This is a genomic window from Polynucleobacter sp. es-MAR-4 (genome assembly GCF_018882055.1).
GTDB lineage: Bacteria > Pseudomonadota > Gammaproteobacteria > Burkholderiales > Burkholderiaceae > Polynucleobacter.
In genome coordinates, this window is sequence record NZ_JACVPF010000001.1 from 231,047 (window position 1) to 252,011 (window position 20,965).

The 20,965-nt window shown below is 46.9% G+C and carries 17 protein-coding genes, 2 tRNA genes and 1 riboswitch; of the genes, 6 read left to right on the top strand and 13 right to left on the bottom strand.

Annotated features, from left to right (window positions below):
- Positions 1 to 22: 22 nt before the first annotated feature.
- Complete coding sequence (locus tag ICN16_RS01140) at positions 23 to 1,693, top strand: AMP-binding protein (RefSeq protein WP_216133221.1); 1,671 nt, start codon at positions 23 to 25, stop codon at positions 1,691 to 1,693.
- 4 nt (positions 1,694 to 1,697) lie between these two features.
- Here the strand turns inward: ICN16_RS01140 and ICN16_RS01145 are convergent, their stop codons facing one another.
- The 3 genes from ICN16_RS01145 to ICN16_RS01155 are packed head-to-tail and all read right to left on the bottom strand — an operon-like array spanning position 1,698 to position 4,491.
- A complete protein-coding gene (locus ICN16_RS01145) occupies positions 1,698 to 2,606 on the bottom strand; it encodes a transporter (protein ID WP_216133222.1) in 909 nt (302 codons plus the stop codon).
- 21 nt (positions 2,607 to 2,627) lie between these two features.
- Positions 2,628 to 3,167, bottom strand: coding sequence for a hypothetical protein (locus tag ICN16_RS01150; protein WP_216133223.1), 540 nt, complete (start codon positions 3,165 to 3,167; stop codon positions 2,628 to 2,630).
- Between the two features lie 22 nt (positions 3,168 to 3,189).
- Positions 3,190 to 4,491, bottom strand: coding sequence for a U32 family peptidase (locus tag ICN16_RS01155; RefSeq protein WP_216133224.1), 1,302 nt, complete (start codon positions 4,489 to 4,491; stop codon positions 3,190 to 3,192).
- Positions 4,492 to 4,713: 222 nt separating this feature from the next.
- Here ICN16_RS01155 and ICN16_RS01160 point away from each other — a divergent pair, with 222 nt between their 5' ends.
- Together ICN16_RS01160 and ICN16_RS01165 are read left to right on the top strand one after the other, a co-directional pair.
- A complete protein-coding gene (locus ICN16_RS01160; RefSeq protein WP_216133225.1) occupies positions 4,714 to 5,298 on the top strand; it encodes a hypothetical protein in 585 nt (194 codons plus the stop codon).
- Positions 5,299 to 5,467: 169 nt separating this feature from the next.
- On the top strand, positions 5,468 to 6,175 hold the full coding sequence (locus tag ICN16_RS01165; protein WP_216133226.1) for an outer membrane protein: 708 nt from the start codon (positions 5,468 to 5,470) through the stop codon (positions 6,173 to 6,175).
- Between the two features lie 121 nt (positions 6,176 to 6,296).
- On the opposite strand, the gene ICN16_RS01170 is transcribed toward ICN16_RS01165, so the two are convergent.
- Positions 6,297 to 6,372: transfer RNA gene (locus tag ICN16_RS01170), tRNA-Asn, on the bottom strand.
- A 21-nt stretch (positions 6,373 to 6,393) separates the two neighbouring features.
- Between ICN16_RS01170 and thiD the strand changes: the two genes are divergently transcribed.
- Positions 6,394 to 7,278, top strand: a complete 885-nt coding sequence (gene thiD, locus ICN16_RS01175; RefSeq protein WP_216133227.1) for a bifunctional hydroxymethylpyrimidine kinase/phosphomethylpyrimidine kinase — start codon at positions 6,394 to 6,396, stop codon at positions 7,276 to 7,278.
- A 21-nt stretch (positions 7,279 to 7,299) separates the two neighbouring features.
- On the opposite strand, the gene ICN16_RS01180 is transcribed toward thiD, so the two are convergent.
- The 9 genes from ICN16_RS01180 to ICN16_RS01220 all read right to left on the bottom strand — a co-directional run bounded on the left by ICN16_RS01180 (position 7,300) and on the right by ICN16_RS01220 (position 16,397).
- Positions 7,300 to 8,226 (bottom strand): thiamine phosphate synthase, encoded by a 927-nt coding sequence (locus tag ICN16_RS01180; RefSeq protein ID WP_216133228.1) that lies wholly within the window; start codon positions 8,224 to 8,226, stop codon positions 7,300 to 7,302.
- Positions 8,227 to 8,238: 12 nt separating this feature from the next.
- Positions 8,239 to 9,057, bottom strand: coding sequence for a thiazole synthase (locus ICN16_RS01185; RefSeq protein WP_216133229.1), 819 nt, complete (start codon positions 9,055 to 9,057; stop codon positions 8,239 to 8,241).
- Positions 9,058 to 9,098: 41 nt separating this feature from the next.
- Positions 9,099 to 9,296, bottom strand: coding sequence for a sulfur carrier protein ThiS (gene thiS / locus ICN16_RS01190; protein ID WP_216133230.1), 198 nt, complete (start codon positions 9,294 to 9,296; stop codon positions 9,099 to 9,101).
- Positions 9,287 to 10,438 (bottom strand): FAD-dependent oxidoreductase, encoded by a 1,152-nt coding sequence (locus ICN16_RS01195; protein ID WP_216133231.1) that lies wholly within the window; start codon positions 10,436 to 10,438, stop codon positions 9,287 to 9,289. Before ICN16_RS01195 ends, thiS begins: the two co-directional genes overlap by 10 nt.
- The gene (gene thiC, locus ICN16_RS01200) at positions 10,439 to 12,376 is read right to left on the bottom strand and encodes a phosphomethylpyrimidine synthase ThiC (RefSeq protein WP_255533550.1); all 1,938 of its coding nucleotides are present in this window, start codon (positions 12,374 to 12,376) and stop codon (positions 10,439 to 10,441) included.
- A 40-nt stretch (positions 12,377 to 12,416) separates the two neighbouring features.
- Positions 12,417 to 12,523, bottom strand: a riboswitch (TPP riboswitch).
- Between the two features lie 85 nt (positions 12,524 to 12,608).
- Positions 12,609 to 13,448: an NUDIX hydrolase family protein gene (locus ICN16_RS01205; RefSeq protein WP_216133232.1), complete on the bottom strand. Its 840-nt coding sequence runs from the start codon at positions 13,446 to 13,448 to the stop codon at positions 12,609 to 12,611.
- Positions 13,449 to 13,659: 211 nt separating this feature from the next.
- Positions 13,660 to 13,734, bottom strand: a tRNA-Arg gene (locus ICN16_RS01210).
- 204 nt (positions 13,735 to 13,938) lie between these two features.
- Positions 13,939 to 15,108, bottom strand: a complete 1,170-nt coding sequence (locus ICN16_RS01215) for an MFS transporter (protein WP_370625592.1) — start codon at positions 15,106 to 15,108, stop codon at positions 13,939 to 13,941.
- Positions 15,109 to 15,176: 68 nt separating this feature from the next.
- Entirely contained in the window at positions 15,177 to 16,397 is a 1,221-nt protein-coding gene (locus tag ICN16_RS01220) for a CaiB/BaiF CoA-transferase family protein (RefSeq protein WP_216133234.1), read from the bottom strand.
- Positions 16,398 to 16,475: 78 nt separating this feature from the next.
- Between ICN16_RS01220 and ICN16_RS01225 the strand changes: the two genes are divergently transcribed.
- Positions 16,476 to 18,464 (top strand): DNA topoisomerase IV subunit B, encoded by a 1,989-nt coding sequence (locus ICN16_RS01225; RefSeq protein WP_216133235.1) that lies wholly within the window; start codon positions 16,476 to 16,478, stop codon positions 18,462 to 18,464.
- Between the two features lie 74 nt (positions 18,465 to 18,538).
- Positions 18,539 to 20,911 carry a DNA topoisomerase IV subunit A gene (gene parC, locus ICN16_RS01230; protein WP_216861878.1) on the top strand — a complete coding sequence of 791 codons (2,373 nt, stop codon included), beginning with the start codon at positions 18,539 to 18,541 and terminating at the stop codon, positions 20,909 to 20,911.
- Positions 20,912 to 20,965 lie beyond the last annotated feature (54 nt).

The window sequence follows — 20,965 nt, forward strand, 5'->3', positions numbered from 1 at the left end:
CAACCCAATAAATAGTCCATAGATGAATGCTCAAAAGCCTTGGCTAAAGAACTATCTTGAAGGCGTTCCTCACGAGATCGATTTAGTAGGTCATGCATCGATCATTGAGTTGCTAGAGGAATCTTTTAGCAAGTACCCTGAACGTATTGCTATAGAGTCGATGGGACATGTAATCAGTTACCGTCAGCTTGATATTCTGTCGAAAGACTTTGCGGCCTATTTACAAACTTTAGGCCTAGAGCCGGGATCGCGAATCGGCATCATGTTTCCCAATGTGCCTCAATACTGTATTGCAATGTTAGGCACCCTCCGAGCCGGCCATGTTGTGGTCAACATTAATCCCCTGTATACAGCACGAGAACTCGAGCATCAATTACAAGACAGTGGCGCATCCATTTTGGTGATACTTGAAAACTTTGCGCACGTGTATCAGGAGATTGCCGATCATGGTCTTGTAAAGAGGGTGATTGTGAGTAGTCTGGGAGAGACTCTGGGCCCCAAAGGCGTCATCATCAATCTAGTCGCTCGACATATCAAAAAGCTCATTCCACACTGGAGCTTTCCTTGTGTGAAATTAAATCAAGCGCTCAAAATTGGCGCAGGCCATGGTTTTACTAAGCCAGACTTAAGCCCTGAGGATATCGCCTTCTTGCAATACACCGGCGGGACGACTGGCGTTTCAAAGGGTGCGGTTTTATTGCATCGAAATATATTGGCGAACATCCTGCAAATTGAGTCATGGCTTGATCCGGCCTTAAAAAACCGATATGAGCAGCAACTCGTCTTTTTATGCGCACTACCCATGACGCATATTTTTGCGCTGACTGCTTGCGGATTGTTAGGCATGCGAAAGGGCGCTAAATTATTATTAGTTGCCAATCCACGGGATATACCTGCCTTCATCAAACTCTTGATGAAAAATCCTGACATCAATATTTTTCCCGGTGTGAATACGCTGTTCCATGCACTCATTCATCATCCTGAATTTAAGAAAGTTAAGTTACCCAATCTCTTGGTAACTATTGGTGGTGGTATGGCGGTTCTCAAGAAAACCGCTGATCTTTGGCAAAGGCTGATGGGTGTACCAATTGCTCAAGGTTATGGTCTATCAGAGACTTCACCGGTAGTTTGTGTGAACACACCCTTTGTAAAAGAATTTACAGGCTCCATTGGCATGCCGGTACCCAGTACAGATGTCCTGATCTTGGATGACGATGGGGTGGAAGTTCCATTTGGTAGCCCTGGTGAAATTTGCATCAAAGGGCCACAAGTGATGGCGGGCTACTGGAATAGGCCTGAGGAGACCGAGCAATTTATTACCCCAGAGGGTTATTTCAAGTCTGGCGATATTGGCATCATGAGTCCAGAGGGCTACGTACAAATTGTGGACCGCAAGAAAGACATGATTGTGGTTGCTGGCTTCAAGGTGTTCCCAAATGAAATCGAGGAAGTGATTTCTCTAATGCCAGGCGTCAGGGAGTGTGCTGTGATTGGATTCCCGCACCGTAAGCTTGGTGAGATCGTCAAAGCCTACATTGTCAAAGATAAATCCGAGTTAACTGAGGCTGACGTTATTCAGTATTGCAGAGACCAAATGACGAGCTATAAGCGCCCTAGAAAAATAGCATTTATTGATGAGATGCCAAAGTCTAACGTTGGCAAAATCTTGCGCCGTCACCTGCGCGATTTATAAAAACCTATAAGCCGCCACCAAAACGGTATTGCCAAGAAATACCATACAGGTCGTAGCTATTGTTAGTCCTGGAGTAGGCACCAGTGCTGGCAGATAGCCGAACTGAATTATGTTTGCTTACTGGGTAGGACATCGTTGTCCCAAAACGCCAGTTCTCTTGATTTCCGCTAATTGGGTTTCCATTCAGATAGGATTGCCCACCAGTGAAGTAGGTAGCATCTGCAGAGATCCAGGCGGTATTCTGAAAGTAATAAATTGCGTGTGTCTGCGTTGAATAGACCGGGTTCTGGGATAGTGAGTTGCCACCCATGAAGTCAGTATTGCTGGTGTAAAAAATACCTGCGCCAGCTAACTCTAATCTCCAGGGACCAAGGGCTTTAGAAACACCTAAACCCGGCTGCACAAACCAACGATTGGCCCCCACATTAATCAGTTGGTTATCGTCATACTTACCCCAGGGTATCGATGCTGCAAGGCTCGCACCAACAATGAGATCTTGTTGATAGTTCTTAAATTCATCCAAGCTTAAGGCTGGCGCGCCGTAGAGATTAATTGCTGCCTTGATGAGTGGGTCAGATAGACCTTCAGTGCTTGCGTTGACTGTTCGTCCGCCAATGGAGCTTGATCCAGTGAGTTGACCATAAGGCAGGACTAGCGTGATTTTTCCGGATTGGCCGCCTGCATCAAAGATATGGGTAAGGCCCATAACTTCACTGGTCAATGTGTAATTACCGGCCTTTGCTTGTGCGATGCCGGCGCTGATGAAATTAATTCCTACTGGTGCGTTGGAATAAGTACGCGCCTCGATTTCTTGTGCAAATGAAAGACTTGAAAATAAGGAGCCAATACCCAGCAACAAGTACAGAGCTAGCGCAAAAATCCTGCCCTGTATTAATGAGGATGACTTGAGCATTGAGGCTGTATTACTGCAGTCTTATTGGCTTGATGTCGGTTTCTTGCCAAACAAAATCTCTAGAGTGGCATTGCTGCCAAGCATGATGCTCATGCCCGTCAACAGTAAATAGGGCCATACAATTAACCAGTACACAATTGACATTGCCACTACGTGTAATGGATTGGATTGGCCAAACTCAGTCATAGAGATTAAGAAGTCTTTTCCATGGATTAGTCCATGAACTCCAGCTTCTAGGTAATTCAAGCCCAAAACAACCAGCAGATAAACTACGGACTCTAAAAATAGTGAGCTCACGACACCATGCTTCCTGTCCACTTTGATCGGGAATGCGGCCTGAGCAACTAGCATGAACTTAGCGCAAATCGCTGCCTTAAATAGTGCAAAACCGAAAATGGATAAAGGAATGGGTCTTTCATCTAGGGATGTTGCCCCCAAAAAAGCCAGAGCACAAAACCAAGTTCCAAAGTAAAGAGTCAGCTGAAATGCTTTAATAAACTCTTCCTTCACCTTTTGTTTAAAGGTGTGCTCATGTGCTGAGTTTGGAGAAGTTGCGTTCATGAAAGCTTTCTAGGATATTGGATTAGCAGTTACTGCAAGAGCCGCCAACTTCAACAGGAGCGGGTTCATTGGTATAGCGAGCAATAAATGCGTGCTTACTCTTGAGTGGCAACTTGATCCAAACAAAGTGACCTGATCCTGGGGCAACATCAATAGGTTCGCCTTTGAGATTCCACATAGCATCAAGCACCATGTCTTGGTTGCCTTCAGGTTCAATGATCTCTAATTTATCGCCTAGGGAGAAGCGGTTCTTTACATCTACCTTGACACGACCAGAGGCTTCATCAATTTCTAGTGTTTCGCCAACATAGAGGCTTCTGCCTGATAGGGAGTGGCCGCGCATATAGAGCTGATATTCTTTATCGTGATGACGCTCATAAAAGCCATCGGTATAGCCACGATTTGCAAGACCCTCAAGATTGCCAATGAGGGACATATTCATGGGGCGACCAGCTACTGCATCATCAATCGCAGTGCGGTAAGCCTGGCAAGTGCGAGAAACATAATAGGGTGACTTCGTGCGGCCCTCAATCTTGAATGAGTCCACACCCATTTTGGTCAAGCGCTCAATATGCTCAATTGCACGCAAATCTTTGGAGTTCATGATGTAAGTGCCATGCTCATCTTCTTCCATGGGCATTAAATCATCTGGACGACGTGCCTCCTGAAGAAGGACTACATCTCCGCTAGTATTTTGTTGGCCTGGTTTGACCTTGTAATCCCAGCGGCAGGCATTAGTGCAGGCGCCTTGATTAGAGTCGCGATGTGACATGTAGCCCGATAGTAAGCAACGACCAGAGTAGGCAATGCATAAAGCGCCATGAACAAATACTTCTAATTCCATTTCTGGACAGTCTTGACGAACTTCTTCGATTTCATCAAAAGAAAGCTCGCGTGACAGAATGACGCGACTGATACCAACAGAGCGCCAGAATTTCGCAGAGGCGCCATTCACTGTATTGGCCTGAACCGATAAATGAATGGGCATATCTGGCCAAGCTTCTCTAGCCATCATGATGAGGCCCGGATCTGACATGATCATTGCATCGGGCTTTAATGCAACTACAGGATCCATGTCCTTAATATAGGTGCGCGTCTTACCGCCATGAGGCAGCAAGTTAGAGACGAGATAAAACTTTTTGCCTAAAGCATGGGCGGTATCAATACCTTCTTTGAGCGTTTCCATTTTTCCGAAGTCGTTATTGCGCACTCGGAGGGAATAACGTGGCTGTCCGGCATAAATAGCGTCGGCACCAAAGTCAAAGGCAGTGCGCAACATGGAAAGGCTGCCGGCAGGGGCTAGAAGTTCTGGAATCTTAGTCATGGGAGCTATTTTAGTGAATACAGGCATTCTTGGTCGATTTGCAGCAATACCAAGCTCAGGAAGCCGCCAGCCATGGGTTTATAACGGCTTTCCAGGTAAATAACCCAGCATGAAGAGTATCCTACGGGGTCTGTGGCCAGCTTGTAAAAACGAACAAGGCACCTTCCCTTGAGCTGTCCATTCGAAATTGAAGGCATTTATTAAAGAATCAGAAAGAACGCAATGACAAAACTCACATCCAAGCCGATCCTAAAAAAAGCCAGCGGCATTCTGGCGCAAGAGTTTGCGTTACCAAAAGACATCGCCTGGGCTTGGGTTACCTTATTGCTATCTCAAGAAGAACAAAAGCGCGATAGTGAAGAAAAACGCTATGCCCGTATTGCAGAATTCGAAGCCTGGATTACTGAGCTCAATTTACCAGTTGATCCCAAAAATCCCGCAGGTGCTGCAGTAAGTCCAGAGTCAGTAAAGAATTCCGCCAGAAATGTATTTGAGTGGCCTCATGAGTACATCTTTGATGAGCCGGTAGTTGCCAAGCACCCAGACTCCAAGATGACTTACAGCGATACGATTACTAAACCAATCTTGGATGCTATTAAAGATGCGGGCGGGTCTGATGATCGCCCAGCATTGATTGCTATATTGGAAGGCTACGCAAAAGAAGGTAAAGAGCCATTTGCCAATGTGACGGCCGAAGGAATTGAGTGGAAGGGCAGTAATTGGTCAGAGGGGGATAAGTTGAATCTACTCACCATCAAAACCCTCAATAACCGTCTAGCCAATCTACGTAAAAAGGGATTGATCTAAAGCTGGTCACTTCATCACAACATAAAAAGAAAAAACCATCTAAAAAGGTGGTTTTCTTGTGATTAAGGGCGTCGCATCATATTGAGATCGGTGTATATCAAGCTTATATATTGGCTCGTATTTGATATTTATTACAATAACCATCACCTTTAATTAGAAAGTAAATAATATGAAAAAGCTGACTGGTTTTGCGCTTGCATTTTTTATGAGTTCTGTAGCAATGGCTCAGCAATCATTTGATGGCTTTTATGGTCAGGTTGCGCTTGGTTATGAAAATGCTATGGGTAGCTCTAAGAATACTTCAGAGACTTTCTCTAATAATCCTTCCCGTAGCTACCCATTAGTAACTTCAATCTCCAATATAAATACATTCACTCAAAATTTTGGTCTTGGGTATACAGCTAAAGTTACAGATAAATTTTTATTGGGTATTGGGGGTGATTTCAATCCAATATCTAGCAGCAGCGCTAACTTTGAGCTTTCAAATGCTGATTTGGGACCAGGTTCGGCCAAGAACTCCTATAAGACTACAAATACTTACAATATTTTTCTAACACCTGGATATGCCATTAATAGTCAGGGCATGATTTATGCAAAGGCTGGCTACTCAGCTACACAAGTCAAGCTTAATTCTGGTGCGGGTTCGACCTCTCCTGGCCAGGTTGACTCTTACAATCTGAATGGATTTATTGTTGGAGCTGGTTATAAGCAGTTTATTGTGGGCAACCTCTATGGATTTGTTGAGGGGAATTACACTAAATACCAGTCAAAAGATACATCATCAACATCCCCTTATGGATCCATTTCTACAACGACCACTAGTAATCTAGGTTTGAGTACCTATAACTTTCTGGTCGGTATAGGCTACAAGTTCTAATCTGATTAGAATCTTGATGGGGGCTTAATTGCCCCCTTTTTTCACATCCCCGTGGTAGATCCTGGCTAATACACACCAATGAAAAAACCCTGTAGCTTTATGGGCATACAGGGTTCTAATTTGGCTCCTCGACCTGGGCTCGAACCAGGGACCTACGGATTAACAGTCCGGCGCTCTACCAACTGAGCTATCGAGGAATAAGCCGATATTATAGCAAGATGAAATCATCTACTCCAAGTTCTCTACAGATCCCTAAAGTATTGACCATCGCCGGGTCCGATAGTGGCGGCGGCGCGGGCATCCAGGCGGACCTTAAAGTCATTACAGCCCTTGGTGGATATGGGATGTCGGTCATCACCGCCATCACTGCTCAGAACACTTTAGGGGTGAGCCGGATTCAGGATATAGACCTGGATGTGGTTGAGGCTCAGATCGATGCAGTATTTATAGATATTGGCGTAGATATCGTCAAAATCGGCATGTTGGCCAGCCCAGAAATTGTCCGAACCGTGGCATCAGCCCTCAAGCGCCACGGAGCCAAAAGAATCGTCTTGGACCCTGTATTAAGAGCTACATCAGGTGCCAGTCTTGGTGGTGACGATACCGCCCAAGCCATGATTGCGGATTTATTCCCAATGGCAACATTAATTACCCCCAATCTCGAGGAGGCTGGCCTTCTTCTAGGGCGTGAGCTTACTGGTTCAGTGGATTTTAAATTAGCAGCAGAAGAGTTACTCGAGATGGGTCCTCAGGCAGTCTTGATTAAGGGCGGTCATCTCGATACTACCCATACTCAACTGACGGATTTTCTGATGTGGCGAACTATGGAAGATGGTCTTGAAGTGGTTCAGTCAAAAGAATTCAAACACTACCGCGTCAATACAGCCAATACCCATGGCACCGGTTGCTCTTTGGCATCCGCTATTGCAACCTATTTAGCAGATGGTCACGATCTCTCTCATGCAGTTGCTAAAGCTATCTCTTATGTTGAAGCTGGCCTAGAAGCAGGGCGTTTCTTGAGTATTGGCGAAGGTCCTGGTCCACTGTGGCATATGCATGATTTCTATAAAACAGCATTGCCGGAAGAAGAGAGTAAGTATTGAATGAAGACCAGGCCTAATGCTTTAGGTTTTCATTAATTCTTGCAATCGTTTTACTGCAGCCTTAGGGTCGCTCGCACCATTAATGGCTCTGACAACAGCAACTGATCCCACGCCGCTTTGTGCGACCGCATGAATACTGCTTTCATCAATGCCACCAATCGCCACTAATGGGTAGTGGTTCATTAATTGAGTGTACTTATATAAACGCCCCAAACCCTGTGGAGCAGTTTCCATCTTCTTCAAATTTGTTGGAAAGACTGCACCCATTGCGATATAGCTTGGGCAGAACCGATCGGCATACACCATCTCCGCATAGCCGTGCGTGCTTAAGCCCAGTCGTAGACCTTCAGACCGAATGACATCCAAATCTGCAGTTGCTAAATCTTCTTGCCCCAAGTGAATACCGTAAGCACCAGCCTCAATTGCCTCTTGCCAGTAGTCGTTTATAAAAAGCAAAGTCCTGCTGCCTTCAACTGCTGCAACTGATTCTTTAATTTGATTATTAATAAGCTTTTTGTCTTCTGATTTAAGGCGTAACTGAACTGTTGGTACCTCAGCATCAACCATTCGCTTAATCCAGTCAGCGTCGGGCATCACGGCATATAAGCCTAAACGCTTTGGACACTCTGCAAAAGCTTTGGGGTTCATGTTGCGCGTCCAAGGAAGCAAATCAAAATGCTCTGGTCTGGACGGCCATTTAAAGGGATTAAAGCCACCATCTTGATGAACCATGCGGGACCAGGCCTTGCCTAATACCTTGGCATCACATTCGATAAACCCCATCTCAATAGCAGCTAGCATGCCTGCTAACTCGTAGTGATCGGCAGCGTGCTCATTATCAATTTTGGGTGGAGGCGATGACATGCTGTATGCCGGAATGGGCAGACATAAATCCGCTTTGCTGTGGGCTGCAACAATTTGATCTGCCAGGTCGCGAACTAAGCTCATCCGTATTGCTCTTTAGCTTTGATGCCAAAAAGGCGTGCCAACTAGAGGTGTGCTGGCTTGCGCTGATTGTTGGGCTTTCATGGCACCGGAGAGATAAGCGGTGCGACCAGCATCGACTGACATTGCAAACGCTTTAGCCATCGCCACGGGATCATCAGCAAGTGCAACCGCAGTATTCAGCAGCACTCCATCAAAGCCCCATTCCATGACACTACATGCATGTGACGGAAGGCCTAAACCCGCATCCACCAGAAGCGGCACTTTCAAGCGGTCACGCAAGAGTTTTAATGCGTAAGGATTTAAAGGTCCTTGACCAGTGCCAATTGGGGCAGCCCAAGGCATCACCGCTTGGCATCCAACATCAACTAAACCTTGGCACAAGATGAGATCTTCCGTGCAATATGGCAAAACCTTGAAACCATCCTTAATTAAAGTTTCTGCTGTAGAAACTAAACGCAAAGTATCAGGCTGCAATGTGTAGTCATCGCCGATGAGCTCTAACTTAATCCAATTCGTTTCAAATACTTCACGAGCCATCTGGGCGGTAGCAATTACCTCTTTTGGGCTGTGACAGCCTGCAGTATTTGGCAAAACCGGTACAGCCATTTTCTTTAAGAGATCCCAAAAACCGGAGTGAGCTTCTGTAGTTGCAGTGCCTTGCCTGCGCAGGCTCACAGTGATCATTCCAGGATTAGATTGCTTCACAGCATTCTCTAAAACTTGCGGAGAAGGGTAACGCGAAGTTCCTAGCAATAAACGGCTAGCAAATGACTCTCCATACAGAACCAGTGGATCTGCAGTATTGAGAGGGTTTGGTAATGGAGCTGTCATGTAAATAGATTGCTTATATAGATTTTTTATTCGTAGCTGAATTAGCCGCCAGTTACAGGTGCAATGACTTCCATCTCATCACCTTCACGCAATGTCTCTTCGGCATGCCTGGTCTTGGGAACAAATTCATAATTGATCGCAACAGCAAACGGTGGCTTTGCATCAATTAGTAACAACACATCATCAATGGTGCTGTTCTCTGGAACCTCTTTGGCAACTTGGTTCACCATTATGCGCATGCGCTTAGCTCCTGATTGATTAAGCCTGATACCTCTAAGCCCAATTCAATTGCGGTAGAACTAGATCCTGCGTTCAGCACCTCTAATGCGCAATCCAAAATAGCCGGCGAGATCATGAAGCCATGGCGATAGAGGCCATTAATCATCATGAGGTCTGCTTGATCTGATTTGTGATCAACGGATATCTCCGGTAAATTATCTTTGAGCGTAGGGCGACATTGAGTTGCCATTTCTAAAATACGTGCTTCAGCAAAACCACTGTGCACGGTATACACCGCACTGAGTAATTCCATGGCGGAGCGCACACTCATTGGAGATAAATCCTCAGATTCGATCTCTGTAGCACCAACAACATAAACATCATCTTCCTTAGGGGCGATATAGATCGGATAACGAGGATGGATTAGTCGAGTGGGGCGGCGTAGTTTCACTTCAGGTGCATGTAAACGAATGACTTCACCACGCACCCCACGCAAATCTTTGGAATCGTCACCAATCTGTTTCCAGGAATCCTTCGCACCCAAGCCACGACAATCAATCACCCAATCAAAACCATGCTCTTTGTTACGGAGCTGCTCAGGATTAATGGATTGATTCCAATGACAGGGCACCTTCATTAGAGTGAGCTCAACCAATAAAGCCTCCAGTAACTGGCGGTTATCTAGCTGACCTTCATTGGGAAGATAAAGTCCCTGAGTAAATCGTTCAGCAACACCCGGCTCGATTTCTGCGAGAGATTGGCTATCTAGTTGAATTGGCTTAGAGAGCGCCTGATTACGATCGCAATTTCTTTCAAGATGGGAGGTAAAACGTTCTGCATCACTGGCGTCTTGACGGTGCCATAAGATCAAAGTGCCATCTTGCTGAAAGTAAACTGGCTTAGCCAATTCATCAATAATTTGCTTCCAACGAGGCAAGCTATGAACACCCATGCGCACCACGTTATCTTCAGTAATCGCAGATTCCGCTAGTGGAGCCAACATAGCAGCAGCAACTCGTGCGGCCGAATTAGCAGCATCTGAGCCGCCTTTCTCAAACAGCTCAACACGAGCACCGCGCTTAGCAAGTGCGACCGCTAGCAACCGACCTATAAGGCCGGCGCCAACGATGGCATATTTGCCGCTTGAGAGTGCCTTAGTCACTTACTGATAAATCTCGCTACCGCGCTTACGAAACTCTGCTGACATCTCTTCCATCCCTTTTTGTGGATCGGCTGAGGCCTCTGCAGTAATCGGAATTACTTTTGCTTTCGGATTGCCATCCGCATCCAATGTAGCTGCGTAATCACGTACTTCTTGTGTGATCTTCATAGAGCAGAACTTCGGTCCACACATTGAGCAGAAGTGCGCAATCTTGGCGCCTTCAGCAGGCAATGTAGCGTCGTGATACTCACGGGCACGCTCAGGATCTAAGCCGAGATTAAATTGATCTTCCCAGCGGAACTCAAAACGCGCTTTAGATAAAGCGTTATCGCGTACTTGAGCGCCTGGTAAACCTTTTGCTAAGTCAGCACCGTGAGCTGCAATCTTATAAGTGATGATGCCGGTTCGGACATCTTCTTTATCCGGCAAGCCTAAATGCTCTTTCGGTGTGACATAGCAAAGCATGGCTGTACCGTACCAACCAATTTGCGCAGCACCAATACCGCTGGTGATGTGATCATATCCAGGGGCAATATCAGTAATCAATGGTCCAAGGGTATAGAAGGGTGCTTCTAAGCAGTGCTTTAATTCCTCGGTCATGTTTTCTTCAATGCGCTGCATTGGAACGTGACCAGGACCTTCAATCATCACTTGAACATCATGCTTCCATGCTTTGGCAGTCAACTCGCCAAGGGTATGTAGCTCACCAAACTGAGCGGCATCATTGGAGTCAGCAATACAGCCTGGACGTAAACCATCGCCTAAGCTAAATGACACGTCATAGGCTTTCATGATTTCACAAATCTCATCAAACTTCGTATAGAGGAAGTTTTCTTTATGGTGAGCTAAGCACCATTTCGCCATGATGGAGCCACCACGAGATACGATGCCGGTGATGCGGTCGGCTGTTAATGGAACGTAGCGCAGCAACACGCCAGCATGAATGGTGAAGTAATCGACACCTTGTTCGGCCTGCTCAACTAAGGTGTCACGGAACATTTCCCAAGTGAGGTCTTCTGCAATACCACCGGTCTTATCGAGCGCTTGGTAGATTGGAACAGTACCAATTGGAACTGGTGAGTTACGAATAATCCACTCACGAGTTTCATGAATATGCTTACCAGTGGAGAGATCCATGATGGTGTCTGCGCCCCAACGGATCGACCACACCATTTTTTCAACCTCTTCGTTAATAGAGGACGTTACGGCGGAGTTACCAAGGTTACCGTTAATCTTCACGCGGAAGTTGCGACCAATAATCATTGGCTCTAGTTCAGGGTGATTGATATTGGCTGGAATAATCGCGCGACCAGCAGCAATTTCTGAGCGCACAAATTCACCCGTGACGATGTCAGGCAAATTAGCACCATAGCTCTTACCAGGATGCTGCTTGAGCAGCTGTTTGTATTCCGGATTCTTGCGCAATTGCTCAAGGCCCATGGATTCACGCAAGGCAACGTATTCCATTTCAGGGGTCACGATGCCTTTGCGGGCGTAATACATTTGACTTACATTCTGACCAGGCTTAGCAACACGCGGAGGATTGATATGCGCAAAACGCAAATTCTGGGTAGCTGCATCTTGTGAGCGGGCAACGCCGTACTCAGAGCTCGGTCCAGCCAATTGCACTGTATCGCCACGTTCTTCAATCCAGTTCTTGCGCAATAAAGGCAAACCTTTTTCAAGGTTGATCACAATGTCGGGATCGCTATAAGGACCTGAGGTGTCATAAACCGGCACAGGTGGATTGGGAACCATCTCTTCGCCTACGCGCGTTGATAGTTGCTCAATCATGCGGATAGGAGCTTTGATATCTGGACGCGAACCTTCTAGATAGGTTTTAGTTGAAGCGGGATAGGCAAATTTTTGGCCAAAGTCACGCTCCAAGCTCTTAAGGCTAGGAATTTCTTGTTTAGATTTATTTTTGGTATCGCTCATGTCCATCTCCTGACTGTAATTAGATGGACGAAACCGGGTGACGGTCTGATGGAAAACTCCCCACGCCAGCATTACCTGGATCGGGTTATAGGGTCTTTCTCAGCGCCTCGTAGTAAAAATCACTAGAGGGCACCCCTGTTTCATCCTTAGAGCTAATTTAACCACGAAATCACATGAAGCAGAGTGAGCAAAATCAAGAATTGAACCAGTGGGTAGATCGAGGGTCAGGAATCTAGCCAGCTTTCGTATTGCGCAAAATGAAATCTGCTGTCACAAAGGCGGCATCGCTAGTAAATTCATCGGCCAGAATGCGGGCAGCAGCCTCTGAAAGGGAGATTTCTATAAAACCACTGACTTCACCATCGTGGTTTGTGGGTACAAAGTTATCCGCTAACTCCAAGTCATAAATATAGAGCTGCTCATCATGAAAACCGCGCCCTGGAATGGGGCGGCGCATATGAATACGGCCAACTGGCTCAATTTGATCCGAAATCTGGGGTGGAACGCCAGCTTCTTCCCATAATTCCCTGCGGGCGTTAACCCAGGGGGTTTCATCGGCGCCGATACCACCTGCAGCTAGGTTGTCGAGGCGACCCGGGTCAGTAGGCTTGGTTTCGCTCCGACGCCCAAGCCACAGATTGCCAGCCTTGGTGTAGCCATTAATGTGCGTTGCCATGCTGCGAAAGCCGAAAGTGCGGAAGGCAGAGCGCTCTAAACGAAAGTATTCGTGCCCATTTTGGTCAATCCAAGCGAAATCTTCATGTCTCCAGCCTGGAATAAATCCACCTTGGTGCATCCGATCAGCCAATTTCGCCAAACTCTCAGAGAGCGCCAGAGGTCTTGCATGACGAATAGCGAGGCGATCATGACCCATTTCTATGCAAGGGATTGGGTTTTTAGCCAAAGACTCTTGTAAATACGAGATGAATTCAGGGTTGAGGTGCCCAATCACCTGTCCAGATGAAGCGCCGCCTAAAAAGTGGATCGGTAGGAAATCTTGTGGGGCAGATCTCGCTGTGTTTTGAAGCATCTCCTCAAGGGCGGCGATGGTACTGGTAGTGAGCTTATGCATGCACTAAGTGTAAGAGAAATTAAAAATATCGAAAAAATAGTCTAAAAATCTATAAATGAATTTGAATTGTCAACAAATCTTTACTTATATTTTTGTCGGAGACGGATGCCCATAATTTAAGCAAGCTAGGTCACTCTATACAAATCTACGACTTACGAAAACTTTTCGGTATTTATCCACAAAGCCTGTGGATAAGTTTTATATTTTGAAGTGGTCCCGCCGACAGGAATCGAACCTGTATCCCACGCTTAGGAGGCATGTGCACTATCCATTGTGCTACGGCGAGATTAAAAATAAAAAACGAATTTGAAAAAAGATGTTAGGGGCGTGAAGCATTATCCACTGATTACCAGCCACACATCGCCCATACCGAATTGGTGATTGCCACCATCACGTCAGGAGCAAAGTAGGCGGAAAAAATTATCCCCAAGATTATTACTGATAGGGAGAGTGTCAATAAGCGGGGGAAAGATATTTTCATCTGTAAAACTTATACGGTAGCAACACGATGAATCGCACGCTCTTTTACTGGTAAGTTGACCAAGAATGCAAATACACCCAGTGCAATCGCAATATTCCAGACAATTAAATAGGAGCCGGTGCGATCAAACAAGTAGCCCCCAAAATACGCGCCGCAGAAGCTTCCCAGTTGATGTGAGAAGAACACCAGGCCGGAGAGCATGGTGAGGTATTTAACACCAAAGATCTGTGCCACGATGGCATTGGTCAAGGGGATGGTAGATAGCCACAGGAAACCCATGATGGCAGCAAAGATATAGGTAGAGGCGGGGCTCAGGGGTAGCCATACAAAAGACATGATGGCAACAGACCTGAGGATGTAGATACCTGATAACAGGTAACGTTTGGGAAAGCGTTGACCTAGTATTCCGGCGCTGTAGGTGCCAAAGATATTAAATAGCCCAATTAAGGCTAGCGCAGTTGTTGCAACTGCAGGTGCACCAACATCGGGATAGATCTTGGATAAATCTTTGAGGTAGGGCGCTAAATGAACGGCGATAAACACCACCTGAAATCCACACACAAAATAGCCCAGAGTGAGCAATTTAAAACTGGGGTTACCGATTGCTTCTTTTAATGCCTGTTTAATTGTTTGATCGCTCGCTTGCTGCAAATTGTTTGCATTAGGTTCGCGCAACATGAATGCAATTGGAATCATGAGACTAGCCATGAGCGCCAGCATGAGTAGCGCATCATTAGCGCCAAAGCTGCTCAGCAAACCTTGCTCAACCGGAATCATTAAGAACTGTCCAAATGATCCTGCTGCTGCAGCAATGCCCATTGCCCACACCCGTTTTTCTGCAGGAACGTTGCGACCCAAAATTCCATAGATCACGCTATAGGTTGTTGCAGTTTGTGCAAGTCCAATTAGCAACCCACCGGCCAATGAAAAGTTCAGCGCATCTGTGGAGACCGCCATGCCGGCCAAACCGAGTGCATAAAGAGCGCCACCAGCGATCATGATTTTGAATGCGCCGTAACGATCAGCTAAAGCGCCAGTGATCGGCTGAACTGCACCCCAAATTAAATTCTGTAGCGCAATAGTGAGGGCGAAGGTTTCACGCCCCCAGCCATTAGCCGAAGTAATGGGGAGGTTGAATAAGCCAAAACCATGGCGTATGCCCATGGAAAAGGTCACCATCAACCCGCCAAAAATCAGCACTTGTACAAGTGATAACTTTTGGTTTGAATGGCTTAATGACATTGGATTTAGATAATGCCTTTGTCTTGGAGGGCTGCAATCGCCTGGGGACCCAGATTGAGGCGCTCTCGCAGAATCTCATCCGTATGCTGACCCAATGTAGGAGGCGCCATGCGCACTTCCACAGGTGTCTCTGACAGACGCATAGGGCTGCCAACGAGCTTCATATTGCCTGCAGTGGGGTGCGGAACGTTAATTTGGACGCCACGGGCCTTCACCTGCTCGTTATCAAATACTTCTTCGAAGTTATTAATAGGGCCGCAGGGCACCTTTGCTGCCTCTAATAGGCTGATCCATTCGGCTTTGGTTTTGCGGCGAGTCATGACTTCCAATAATGAAATCAATGACTTACGATTCTCAACCCGGAGCGGGTTATTGATATATAGAGGGTTTTCTGCCAAATGGGCCTCGCCACCAGCGGTAACAAATTGCTTGAATTGGCCATCATTGCCAACGGCCACAATCATCCAGCCGTCTGAGGTTGGGAAGGTTTGATAGGGAACGATGATGGGGGAGGCATTGCCCCAGCGACGTGGCACCTTATCGGAGCATAAATAGGCGCTAGAGACATTGGCCATGACTGCAATTTGCGTATCTAACAGGGCCATATCGATGTATTGACCCTGTCCTGTCTGATCGCGGTGGACTACGGCAGCCAAGATGGCAGTGCTAGCGTACATACCAGTAAAAATATCGGCAATCGCTACCCCAGCCTTTTGTGGGCTAGCGCCTGGAAAGTCATCTGCCTCTCCCGTAACACTCATAAAACCACCCATTCCCTGGATGATGAAGTCATATCCAGGACGTTGAGCATAGGGGCCATTTTGGCCAAATCCCGTAATCGAGCAATAAATCAGATCAGATTTGACCTTTTTAAGGCTTTCATAATCCAGACCGTACTTAGCTAGATCCCCGACCTTGTAGTTTTCAATGACCACGTCAGAGTCTTTTGCGAGCTGGCGAATGATTTCTTGCCCTTCAGGCTTGCTGATATCTACCGTAATGGAGCGTTTATTGCGATTAATACAGATGAAATAGGCAGTTTCGGCTGTGTCATTACCCTGCGCATCCTTCACAAAGGGAGGACCCCAATGCCGGGTATCGTCCCCAGCGCCTGGACGCTCAACTTTAATGACGTCTGCACCGAGATCGGCGAGGTTTTGTGCGCACCACGGGCCGGCAAGAACACGGCTGAGGTCTAAAACGCGAATATGACTTAAGGCTCCCATCCGCTAATTTTGGCATGAATATAGGGGTAATTCAGGAAAATTGAGGTTTTACTTCAGACATGACTACAATTTGCGCGCATGGCTACCCGTAAAACATCCGAATACAGCGAATCATCGATTCAGGTCCTAAAAGGACTCGAACCCGTCCGTCAGCGGCCGGGAATGTACACCCGCACCGACAATCCTTTGCACATCATCCAAGAGGTGCTCGATAACGCTTCTGATGAGGCTTTGGGTGGATTCGGTAAGCAAATCATCGTCACTTTACATACCGATAGCAGTGTGAGCGTTGAGGATGACGGTCGTGGAATTCCGGTTGGAATGCATCCCACCGAGAAGTTGCCGGTAGTAGAAATCGTTTTTACCCAACTCCATGCTGGCGGTAAGTTTGAAAAAGGCACTGGTGGCGCCTACGCTTTCTCTGGTGGTTTGCACGGTGTCGGTGTTTCCGTTACCAATGCCTTATCTAAGCGTCTTGAAGTCACTGTCTGGCGTGAAGGCCAAATTTCTACCTTGACCTTTGCAGATGGCAAGGTAATTGAGAAGTTAAAAACTAGCGCTGCTGGTAAAGAAGATAAATCGCACGGTACCCGTGTACGCGCATGGCCGGATGGTAAGTACTTTGATAGTGCCGCTATCCCGATGCCTGAACTCATTCGTTTATTGCGCTCTAAGGCGGTTCTGCTTCCTGGAGTCAAAGTTACTCTGATTCAAGAAAAGTCTGGCGAGAGTCAAACTTGGCAATATGCCCAAGGATTACGCGGCTATTTAAATGAAGCGATGGCTCAAGCAGGCCATGGCGCAGAAGTGATTCCACCATTTGAGGGTGAGCAATATGCCACTGGTAATGGTGATGATGATTCTTTTGCTGAAGGTGAGGGCGCGGCCTGGGTCGTAACCTGGACCGAAGATGGCCCGCCAGTACGTGAGAGTTACGTCAACTTAATTCCGACTCCAGCAGGCGGTACCCATGAGAGCGGCTTGCGTGAGGGCCTCTTTAACGCTGTCAAAGGTTTTATCGAAATGCATGCTTTGCAACCAAAAGGCGTGAAGCTCATGCCTGAGGATGTATTTGCACGTGCCTCATTTATTTTGTCTGCCAAAGTATTGGATCCGCAATTCCAGGGACAAATTAAAGAACGTTTGAACTCCAGAGATGCAGTACGTTTAGTTTCTGGTTACGCTAAATCTGCACTGGAGCTTTGGCTTAACGAGCACGTAGATTACGGTCGCAAATTAGCGGACTTAGTGATTAAACAGGCTCAAGCGCGAACCCGCGCTGGTCAAAAGGTGGAGAAGAAAAAATCTTCTGGCGTAGCAGTTCTTCCAGGAAAGCTCACTGATTGTGAGAGCCAAGACATTGGCCTGAATGAAATCTTCCTCGTTGAGGGTGACTCCGCAGGTGGTTCAGCCAAGATGGGTCGCAATAAGGAATATCAAGCGATTCTGCCTTTGCGCGGTAAGGTTCTCAACACCTGGGAAGCGGAGCGCGATCGCTTGTTTGCAAACAACGAAGTGCATGACATTGCAGTTGCTATTGGGGTTGATCCGCACGGGGCTAATGACAGCCCTGATTTATCAAACCTACGTTATGGCAAGGTTTGCATCCTCTCAGATGCGGACGTGGATGGTGCACATATTCAGGTACTGCTACTCACATTGTTCTATAAACATTTCCCGAAACTGATTGAGTTGGGTCATGTACATATTTCTAGGCCACCTTTATTTAGGGTGGATGCACCAGCACGTGGCAAAAAGCCAGCGCAAAAGATTTATGCACTTGATGCAAATGAACTGCAAGCCATTGAAGACAAATTACGCAAGGATGGCGTTAAAGAAACTGCTTGGCAGATTTCTCGCTTCAAAGGTTTGGGCGAGATGAGCGCTGAGCAATTGTGGGATACCACTTTGAATCCAGATACCCGTCGCCTTTTACCGGTGACCTTGGGCACATGGACAGAAGATGAAACGATTAAAACAATGGATATGTTGATGGGTAAATCCGAATCCGGGGCGCGTCGTGATTGGCTAGAAGAGCGCGGTAACGAAGTAGAGGCGGATATCTAATGGCAACTAAAAAAACCCCAGGCGGTACTGGCTCAGATGATCAAGCAGACTTGTTTGCTGGTGAACCAATTGAAATGAATATCGTTGAAGTGGATGAGCCTATTGCTGCTCAAGCAGGTGGCCCTAAGGATCCGCATGATCCAAAAATTGTTGAGCTCAATGAGGATGACAAAGACAGCCTAACGCTGGCAGTCTATGCAGAACGTGCTTACCTTGACTACGCCATTAGTGTAGTTAAAGGTCGTGCATTGCCCGACGTGTCTGATGGTCAAAAGCCGGTTCAACGCCGTATCCTCTTCTCGATGAGCGAGATGGGTTTACGCGCTGATGCTAAGCCGGTGAAGAGTGCTCGTGTTGTCGGTGACGTATTGGGTAAGTTTCATCCGCACGGCGACCAATCTGCTTATGACGCATTAGTACGTCTTGCCCAGAGCTTCTCATTACGTTACCCATTGATTGATGGTCAAGGTAACTTTGGCTCACGCGATGGTGATGGCGCAGCGGCAATGCGTTACACGGAAGCACGTTTAACTAAAATTGCCGGTCTATTACTGAGTGAGATTGATGAGGGTACGGTTGATTTTGCGCCGAACTACGACGGATCTTTCCAAGAGCCTAAGTTATTGCCAGCACGCTTGCCATTTGTTCTCTTGAATGGCGCCTCTGGTATTGCTGTTGGTATGGCGACGGAGATTCCATCGCATAACTTACGTGAAGTAGCTAGCGCAGCTATTGCTTTGATGAAGTCTCCAAAAATGAGTACTTCCGAGTTGTTAGAGATCATGCCCGGCCCTGACTATCCAGGTGGCGGTCAAATTATTTCTTCTCCAGCAGAGATTGCGCAGATTTATGAAGCAGGTCGCGGCAGTCTTAAAGTACGTGCCCGCTGGTCTATCGAAGAATTGGCTCGCGGACAGTGGCAGATTGTGGTCAATGAGTTGCCACCATCCACCTCATCACAACGCGTACTGCAAGAGATTGAAGAGATCACTAATCCGAAGGTTAAGGTTGGTAAGAAGACCCTAACCCCTGAGCAGAACAATCTCAAATCCACCATCTTGAATGTACTTGATGGTGTTCGAGATGAGTCAAGCAAAGATGCGGCTGTACGTTTGGTATTTGAGCCAAAGAGCAAAAATATTGATGTCAATGAGTTTGCGAACTTATTGTTGGCCCATACATCCTTGGAATCCAATGCACCAATGAACTTGGTGATGATTGGCACTGATGGTCGTCCGCGTCAAAAAGGTCTCAAAGAGATTATTGCTGAGTGGATTTCTTTCCGAGTCGGCACTGTTACACGTCGTACTCAGCACCGCTTGGGTAAGGTTAACGACCGTATGCATATTTTGGAAGGGCGTCTAATCGTTCTTTTGAATATTGATAAGGTCATTAAGATCATTCGCAATAGCGATGAGCCTAAGGCTGACCTGATTAAAGAATTTAAGCTCAGCGATCGTCAAGCAGAAGATATCTTGGATATCCGTTTGCGCCAGTTGGCTAGACTCGAAGGCATCAAGATTGAGCAAGAGTTAAAAGAGCTCAAGTCTGAGCGCGACGACCTTGAAGGTTTGTTACAGAGCGATAGCGTTCTCCGTAAGCGCATCATCAAAGAAATTGAATCCGATATGAAGGATTTTGGTGATGATCGTCGTACCTTGATTCAGGAAGATAAGCGCGCTGTTGCCGAAACCAAAGTATTGGATGAGCCAGTAACAGTCATCGTGTCTCAAAAAGGCTGGGTGCGTGTACGCCAAGGTCATGAGCATGATGCAACCCAGTTTGGCTTTAAAGCAGGCGATGCCCTCTATGGCACATTTGAGTGTCGCACGGTGGATGTCATGCAAGGCTTCGGTAGTGATGGTCGCGTCTACACCGTTCCTGTGAGTGAATTGCCAGGAGCTCGTGGCGATGGCTCACCATTAACGAGCTTTGTGAATTTGGCTGCTGGATCGCAGATGGTTGCCTACTATGCAGGCCAGTCTGATGATTTAGTACTCATTTCTACTAGATCGGGTAACGGCTTCCTTGCGAACGTAGCCGATATGACTACCCGGAATAAGGCTGGTAAATCATTTGTTGGTATTGATAGCAAATTCCCGGGTGGTGATGCTCCTCTTGGTGCGGCTAAGGTCACTGCAGGCATGAAGCAAGTAGCCTGCTTATCTGAGAGCTCTAAGTTATTGGTATTCCCGCTAGATGAGCTCAAGCGTTTACCTACAGGCGGTAAAGGCGTGATCCTGATGGGCTTAGACGATAAAGAGAAGCTGGCTTCCGCAATTGCAGTTGGACCTGATGGCGCGACCTATTCGGGTGCTGGACGCGCAGGTAAGCCAACGGAATTGAGTCTTGATGCAAAAACCTTGAAGTCTTTTGCAGGTAATCGTGCTCGTAAGGGCCACTTTGTAGAGCCAAGACTAAAAGACGGAAAACTCAAGGCAAACTAGTTTCTTTGCCCTAAAAGCTTGTAAAGCTTATAGAGCTTATAGTCTTAATAGGAG